The 6,795-nt window shown below is 48.1% G+C and carries 9 protein-coding genes; all 9 read left to right on the forward strand.

The genetic code is table 11. From position 1 onward, the window contains the following. Positions 1 to 106 precede the first annotated feature (106 nt). The 9 genes from HWQ67_RS10535 to HWQ67_RS10575 all read left to right on the forward strand — a co-directional run bounded on the left by HWQ67_RS10535 (position 107) and on the right by HWQ67_RS10575 (position 6,754). A complete protein-coding gene (locus HWQ67_RS10535) occupies positions 107 to 691 on the forward strand; it encodes a hypothetical protein (protein WP_218252651.1) in 585 nt (194 codons plus the stop codon). Further along, on the forward strand, positions 688 to 1,197 hold the full coding sequence (locus tag HWQ67_RS10540; RefSeq protein WP_218252652.1) for a hypothetical protein: 510 nt from the start codon (positions 688 to 690) through the stop codon (positions 1,195 to 1,197). Before HWQ67_RS10535 ends, HWQ67_RS10540 begins: the two co-directional genes overlap by 4 nt. 10 nt (positions 1,198 to 1,207) lie before the next feature. Beyond that, positions 1,208 to 1,426 (forward strand): hypothetical protein, encoded by a 219-nt coding sequence (locus HWQ67_RS10545; RefSeq protein WP_218252653.1) that lies wholly within the window; start codon positions 1,208 to 1,210, stop codon positions 1,424 to 1,426. Positions 1,427 to 1,727: 301 nt separating this feature from the next. Beyond that, positions 1,728 to 2,033, forward strand: coding sequence for a hypothetical protein (locus HWQ67_RS10550; RefSeq protein ID WP_218252654.1), 306 nt, complete (start codon positions 1,728 to 1,730; stop codon positions 2,031 to 2,033). Between the two features lie 32 nt (positions 2,034 to 2,065). Continuing rightward, positions 2,066 to 3,787, forward strand: a complete 1,722-nt coding sequence (locus HWQ67_RS10555; RefSeq protein WP_218252655.1) for a hypothetical protein — start codon at positions 2,066 to 2,068, stop codon at positions 3,785 to 3,787. A gap of 12 nt (positions 3,788 to 3,799) precedes the next feature. Further along, a complete protein-coding gene (locus HWQ67_RS10560; RefSeq protein WP_218252656.1) occupies positions 3,800 to 4,186 on the forward strand; it encodes a hypothetical protein in 387 nt (128 codons plus the stop codon). Next, complete coding sequence (locus HWQ67_RS10565) at positions 4,186 to 4,380, forward strand: hypothetical protein (RefSeq protein WP_218252657.1); 195 nt, start codon at positions 4,186 to 4,188, stop codon at positions 4,378 to 4,380. The genes HWQ67_RS10560 and HWQ67_RS10565 overlap by 1 nt, the downstream gene beginning before the upstream one ends. A gap of 32 nt (positions 4,381 to 4,412) precedes the next feature. Further along, the gene (locus HWQ67_RS10570; protein ID WP_218252658.1) at positions 4,413 to 5,870 is read left to right on the forward strand and encodes a portal protein; all 1,458 of its coding nucleotides are present in this window, start codon (positions 4,413 to 4,415) and stop codon (positions 5,868 to 5,870) included. A gap of 323 nt (positions 5,871 to 6,193) precedes the next feature. After that, positions 6,194 to 6,754: a N4-gp56 family major capsid protein gene (locus tag HWQ67_RS10575; RefSeq protein WP_218252659.1), complete on the forward strand. Its 561-nt coding sequence runs from the start codon at positions 6,194 to 6,196 to the stop codon at positions 6,752 to 6,754. The last annotated feature ends 41 nt before the right edge of the window (positions 6,755 to 6,795 follow it).

A 6,795-nucleotide genomic window follows, 5' to 3' on the forward strand; every position in this document is an offset into this window, starting at 1 on the left:
AGTCGTCAACCCAAGCGTGAAGATTCAAGCGCAGAGCGGACAAGAGCATATCGGCAGCGCAAGAAAGAAGCGTCTGGTTTGCGTTGTGACGCAGATGTGACGCACTGTGACGCTAGAACAGAACAGAACAGAGCATATAAGAGAAGAAGTAATAGATAATAGCTTGATCGGTTTTGCAACCGATGCAAGCCAGTCGTTTGTTGAGGAGATAGACGAGCAACGAAAAACCAACCAGCCGGAATCGGACTTAAGTTTGCGCAGCCCCCGAGTCAGCGTTGAAACAGCAGTGGGAGAGCCTGTAGCGGCAAAAGCACAGCCCACTCCACCCGATTCTGCCGTTGCAGGAATTACGAGTAAGGCGGTAAAGCGCCCGAAGACACCGGATTTGTGCGATGAGAGTTGGCTAGACAACCTAAGCAAGACAGTTGCCTATCAAGGGCTTAACGTACCCGTGCTTTTTGGTCAGATGCGTGTTTGGTGCAAGTTGCACGGCAAGCATCCAACCAAGCGCCGATTCATTTCGTGGCTAAACAGGCAGGATAGGCCAATAAACGTATCCAAAAGCAACGATAATGGCGGCAAAGTGAGTTTGTTTAAAAATGCGTTTGTGCCTCGCCAGCCCGGAGAGAGCGACGAGGACTACACCCTTCGCAAGTCGTACTACGAAGGCAAGTATGGAGGTAAAGTGTGATAGAGCGTGTATTTTTCAATGAACAGGTTACGCGGGCGTTATCGTTAGGGGGTCATTTTAAGCCAACTGAAGAGTTTCTTGGTTGGTTGTACGATGAGCTTGGGGATGAATCGTCTGCTGATTTTGTACGAGCGTGTAATGAGAGTGCCAATAGCAGCCTTAAGGTCACGCTTCAGCAGATGAAGGATTTTATCGGACGTTACAAGCGTGAACGGATCATGGAGGAGGCTCGCAAACATAGTCAACGCCGTCATGGCGTGGAGAAAGTCGTAGTTTGCAACTTTGGTCGTCGTTGTGATCGTTGCAAGGTAGAGTATTGCGATGTAGTAGCCAATTATTCGTTTTCGAACATCAGGCGTGTTCTTGACAAGGAGCTGTCGCTTTCCGATGCGTTGAGTAACTTGTCAGTTGAGTTTCCCGGTCTTGGTTATGAGCGACAATTGGAGAAATTTGTGCATCATGATGGTAACGAAGCAGCCCGATTACCGTTTGACAAGACAGGTTAGAGGTTTTAGGATGAAGCGGATTGATGCTGTAGAGGTTAGAGGCTGGGAGGGGATATGCCAGAAGCTCGGAGTGAAAGACAAGCGGACTGCTAGACGCATATTGGTTCGCCATGGCGTTCTTGCTTACGACGGCAGGACGCCCGTGTTGAACGTTGATGTTTACAGGATGATGTCTATGCTCCGACACTCAAGCACTGACACTGAGCAGGTGGTCGCTGACCCCTGGTGAGTCAGGTTGATATTCTTTTCTTGCGTTAGGGATACTAACCCGAAGGGCGGCGACCTTGGGCGCCGCTTTTGCGTAAGCAAAAGTTGTAGCCCGACCCCGCAGGGGGAACGCCCATATCTCTTAAGCCCACAATCGAGGTCAGAAAGAAATATTTTCAGTATAAAACTCCCCTTTAGTAATAGCATCATAGAGGTCTATTTTTCCAGTGCAACAGGCGTTTCAGGATGTACGCAAAATGCACCAAAATGTACGTATTTTGTATCTTGACATAAGTTATTGTGTATGTTAGGATAAAATTAAGATGACGAAGATACAGCAGGAAATACAGGATAGGTTGAACAAACGTGTCAAAGAGCTTTCGGATGCACAGAAGCGTCGAGCCCTTCACCTTGAGTCGGTATTGGTTAATTTTGAGAAGAAGAAGAAGCCAATCAAGACGATACGAGATTATGTAGAGTTGGTGAAGTTGCAGCGTAGTCTTTTGGGGTATGACACGGTACAACGTCAGGAGGTAGTCCCAGTTCAGTCGTTAAGGGGTTTGTTTGAGGCAGCCGACACTGAGCAGGGGGTCGCTGACCCCTCAAGCAGTGAAGTCCTCAGGAGATAGGTAATGCAAAATGTAGAAGGAGATAAAGCCCTTTGATAGATAATGCAAAACGTATAATGGGAGATAAAGCCCTTGCGCAACGGTTACTTAATTCATTTGAGTTGTTTTCGCTTCTGACGTTGTTTGTGCAGACGCAGGATAACCGTTTGATACCGTTCAGGCTCAACCCGATACAACGTCTTCTTGAGTGCATTGTAGGTGAAATCAAGTCTCAAGGTCGTCCTGTCCGACTGGTGATCCTGAAGGCCCGACGTGAGGGAGTGAGTACGTGGGTAGCGGGCAGGTTTTATTGGCTAACTAGTCTTAATGGTAACACGCATTCATATATTATCACGCATCACCCTAATGCTACGAATGCGATTTTTTCAATGACCTGGCGTTTTTACGATACCTGCGTTGGTGAGTTTACGGTTGACGGAGTTTCCGTGCGTGTGAGGCCTACGACCCGGTACAAGAGCAAGCGTGAGATATATTTTGACGAGCTTGGTTCAAGTATTCAGGTATTAACGGCTGGTTCAAGGTATGGTACACGAGGTGGAACAGGTCATTATTTGCATTTTTCGGAGGGAGGTTTTTATGAATCAAGTACGGCAAAAGATACGTTTATATCCGCCTTGCAGTGTGTACCTGACTTGCCTAATACGGAGGTGATAATCGAATCCACGGCCAACGGTGTAGGCGGAGAGTTTTATGAGCGGTTTTATGACTGCCGTTATAGGTATGAGATAGGCATTAACGATATCGGTAATGTAGTGTATACGGAGTCAATCAACGAAAGTATGCCTGAGTCCAACATCTGGACATCGGTATTTATCCCGTGGTTTGCCTTCCCTGACTACGTTGCCGACGCTGCCCGTTTTCAGCAAGGAGCGCCCAAGGACGATGACGAACTACAGTTGCAGCATCAGCACAATCTAACAGACAGGCAGCTTTCCTGGCGTCGTAATGCGATATCCAACCGTTGTGGCGGTGACGTCCGTATGTTTCATCAGGAGTATCCCTCAAATCCCCACGAGGCATTTATCACGACAGGTACGCACGTATTTGATCTTCCTGCCATCGAGTCTCTCATGTCCCAGGCGAAAGAGCCGATACAACGCTACGACTTTATCGGAGCCTCTTTTATTGCGCGCAAGGACGGCAAACTCCACGTCTGGTCTGAGCCGATTCCGTACCGCAAGTACGTGGCATCTGCAGACGTCTCCGAAGGTCTCCATACCGGTGACTTCAGTAGCGTTGACGTTATAGATTATCTTACCGGCGAGCAGGTAGCGCATTGGCACGGCAAGACGGCCCCCGATGAACTGGCTCACTTGTGCATGGAACTTGGCAAGATGTACAATCACGCCTACCTTGCAATCGAAAATAACAATCACGGTCTTGTTACCGTGCTTAAGTGCACCGAACTCCGTTACCCAAACCTGCACCGAGACTCCGTCTCCAAGCCTGGGTTCACGACCACGTTTCAATCTAAATCCCTTGCCATCAACCATCTGATCAGCCTCATCCGTCAAGGCGCCTCCGGCATAGTCTCCCGTCATACGCTTGAGGAGATGCTGCACTACCAGATTGACATCAAAGGTCGCACAAACGCCGCTCCCGGCAAACACGACGACCGCATCATGTCATACGCCATCGCACAGTACATCCGCCATACCATTGCAGGCACGGTTTTTCAAGGTCAAGTACAATCTGGTGGATACGTATTGCCTGCACAAAAGAATTACAGACCGGCTACAAGTGCCGGTTATTAACAGGAGGATAGAATGAGAGCAATAAGATATTTGCTACTTGCATTTGTCGTGACGCTGTCTTCCATTGCAAATGCAGAGTTGTATATGCTTCTTGACAGCAAGACGACAACGGGGGCCGGGACGGCACATCGCACAAATGACGAACAGAACTGGACATGTGACGTTGCGTTGTCAGACAACACGACAACCGCCGTAACGGTGCACATTGAGGGCAGCCTTGGCGACAGATTCTCTCCGACCGGCATGGCAGAGTACACGTTGACGGCAGCGGAGATAGCTGCTTACAAGGCATCGTTTACAATAGTTAATACACCCGTGCGCAAGATACGAGCGAATCTTGTTACGCTGACAGGCGGTAGTTCTCCTGCCGTGACGGTCAACTGTTTGGGGGTGAAGTGATGTCGATAGAGTACAGTAAAGGCAACGGCGTTGAGGTAAAAGACTGGAAGACAACGGCCAGTGCGGCTGTAGCTGCGTTACCTGGGGTGCTTTCTATCTTTGGGATCACGCTTACTCAGGAGCAGGCATCGGCAATCTTTACGGTAGGTGTATTTCTGATAGGCTTCTTTGCCCGTGACATAAAGAAGAAATGACTGAGCCGTTTGATAAGATAGTATCGCAGTTTATGAGCGATTATCGATTTGCTGAAGTATGCAGACGTCCTTTAGAGTTACAGTGGTTGGAGGATTTACGTCAGTTTAAGGGTATATATGACCCTGATGTAATGTCGTACCTTCTTGAGTTTAACAATCGCAGCAAGGTCTATCCGAAATACACGCGTTCAAAGGTGGTTCCTGCGATAGCCAAGCTAAATTATATGCTTTTTCCAGACAGCGAACGCAACTGGGCAATCAAACCCACGCCTCGTCCTCGAGTTTCCGATGAGGTTCTTTCTAAGATAGTGCAAGAGTTGTCCCAAGATGGTCATCAATTAACCGTTGATGTTGTAGAGATGGCGGTCAAACAATATGCACAGACAGCGTGTGACAAGATGGAGACGGTGATAGATGATCAGTTGACAGAGTTGAAGTATAGTAGTATCTGCAAAGAAGCGATTCGAGATGGTGTAAAGTATGGCACCGGTATAATAAAGGGACCGTTGTCTATAACTAGGCAGAGTTTGTCGATAGTTTCAGATGGTAGCGGAGGTTTTAAGCAGGTAGATAGAGTTGAGTACAGACCCTTTTTTGAACATGTTCCCATATGGCATGTATACCCTGATATGACGGCTTCATCGTTTAATGAATGTCGTTATGTTTTTCAGCGTCATCGAATGAGTAAGGGCGATTTGCTTAGACTTACGGAGAGGTTAGACTTTATAGGAGATACAATCATATCCGTGTTGCGTTGCAGGCCTGGCGGTGATTATGTTCTTAAATATTGGGAGGTTGAGCATAAGGCCTTAAGCGACACGACATCCTCATCTTCTGTACATAATGTCTACGACGTGACAGAGTGCTGGGGTTATGTAGATATTCACGATCTTCCTGACATTGCTGGGGTGCCGTATTTTGATACTGAATCAGTAGGGGAGGTATTTGTCAACTGCTGGATAGTTGACAACAAGGTGATAAAGATAGCCTTTGAGCCACTTCCCCGAGATGTGTTTCCATATCATGTATTTTATTTCGATAAGGACGAGACGTCTATTTTTGGTACCGGTCTTGCGCGTATAATCCGTGATACACAGATGATTCATTGTGCATCGTGGCGTTCGATGCTTGATAATGCATCTACGGTGGCGGGTCCTCAGGTAGAAGTTAATATGGACAGACTTGTTGAGGGTCAGCGGATTGATGAGTTTTATCCTGGTAAGATGTGGATTACGAAGAATTCGCTTGAAAACGGACCAGCGTTGAGGTCTTTGGATTTTCCGTCTCATACAGGTGAGTATCTTTCGATCATCCAGGCAGCGGAGCAGACAGGTGACAAGGAGTCTAACTTGCCGTCTGCGCTGTTTGGCGATATAGAGCGTAATCCTAACGAAACAGCCCGAGGAGTTTCTACCCGCAACAGTAATATGAATTTGGTGATAGACGATATAGTAGGTCATTCACTGGGCCGGGGGTCGCTGACCCCTTGACGAGTGCAACAAGGGAGTTTTATCAGCGATATACGCATGGAATATGGAATTCAACCCGGATTCCGACATTAACAGATAGCAAGCAGTGGCAGTGTCACGGACGTTTCAGAGCTGCTCAACGTTTACAAGTAGCTCAAAGGCATCAGCGCACAACAACAAGCGTCATTGCCTCCTGCGCAACATGATGATACGTTGCAGCAGAGGTTACAGTCAGGCGCCCCCGTCAGGACACGCAGACCGGTTGTAGTGCCCAACACAGGTGTCGTCCTTGATGACTACGCTGCCGCATTCAAAGAAGTAACATAGGAGGAGATAAGAAAGAAATGTCAGTAAATACGTATAGTGGTTCAATAGGTCCTTACGCTGCTGCCGGCTATGTAGCCGGGAAACTTCTGAAGCGTCTTTTGCCGTTGTTAACGTTTGAGCCATTCATGAGTTCGGAGGTATTGCCAACAAACAACACCAAGACGATGCAATGGCGTCGTTTTTTGTCGTTGCCACCTGCGATGAAGCCTTTAACTGAAGGAGTAACGCCCGGTTCTCTTAAGCTGTCAGCACAGGAGTATACAGCCGTGCTTGATCAGTATGGCTCCGTTGTGGAGGTTTCCGATGTAACCATCCAGACGTCTCAGGATAAGATTATCCAGGATCTCGCACAAAACATGGCTGAACAGGCGGCTCAGACAATCGAGCGTGTTCGGTACAACGTGTTGAAGGCGTGTGTGAACAAGTTCTATCCTGGCGGTGCAACGCTCCGTAGTCAGGTCAACAGTCCGTTGAACAGTATAGCGCGTTTCGATTGCGTGCGATACAAGAAAAGAAAGGGGCGGCTCCGCCCCCCTTCAGAACCCCCCGCAAGGGGACCAGTCCCCTTGACCCCGTAAAATGCCATTATCTTGTATTTAATCCAATCGAAACGTGCTAT

It is taken from the genome of Candidatus Magnetobacterium casense, assembly GCF_019173545.1.
Classification (GTDB): Bacteria; Nitrospirota; Thermodesulfovibrionia; order Thermodesulfovibrionales; family Magnetobacteriaceae; genus Magnetobacterium; species Magnetobacterium cryptolimnobacter.